At 46.7% G+C, this 546-nt stretch carries 1 pseudogene; it reads left to right on the top strand.

What is annotated here, in order from left to right:
• Positions 1 to 509, top strand: a pseudogene (locus tag QMM04_RS23020) (type VI secretion system tip protein VgrG); the annotation flags it as partial.
• Positions 510 to 546: the final 37 nt, after the last annotated feature.

Below are 546 nucleotides of genomic sequence, written 5' to 3'. Positions count from 1 at the left end.
GCACGGCGGACACGGCAAACGCGCTGCGCTTCGAGGACAAGGCGGGCGAGGAGCAGGTGTGGCTGCAGGCACAGCGTAACCTGGACACACACGTTAAGAATGATGAAAGTCATAATGTCGTGAATAACCAGATTATCACCGTAGGTGCTAACCATGACACGCGTGTACAAGGCGATCATAGCATCGGCACGCAGGGGGATAGCAAAACACTGACGAAGGGCAATCGTACAGAAAGGGCTCTGGCCTCTTATATTATTGCTGCTGGCGACAGCGTGCGAATTGAATGCGGTCTTAGCGCAATTGAATTAACCAAAGAGGGTGAGATTAATTTCATTGGTAAAAATTTCAATCTCACTGTAGATAGCAAAGGCCAAATTAACACTAAAAGCGGAGAGTTACACTTAAATCCAACGGGTGGTTCTGCAGCTATCGTGGCACCCGGCAGCGGACATAAAGACGTCATTAATAACGAAATTGATCAATATTTTTCTTCATCTGAGGGTGATTAAGGGATAAGTATGGCAATTTATACTCTACAGGAAGCAA

This window comes from Pantoea sp. Pa-EAmG (assembly GCF_030024295.1).
GTDB lineage: Bacteria > Pseudomonadota > Gammaproteobacteria > Enterobacterales > Enterobacteriaceae > Pantoea > Pantoea dispersa.
Note: the sequence above shows the minus strand (reverse complement) of the source record. Positions and strands in the feature narration are given on the sequence as shown.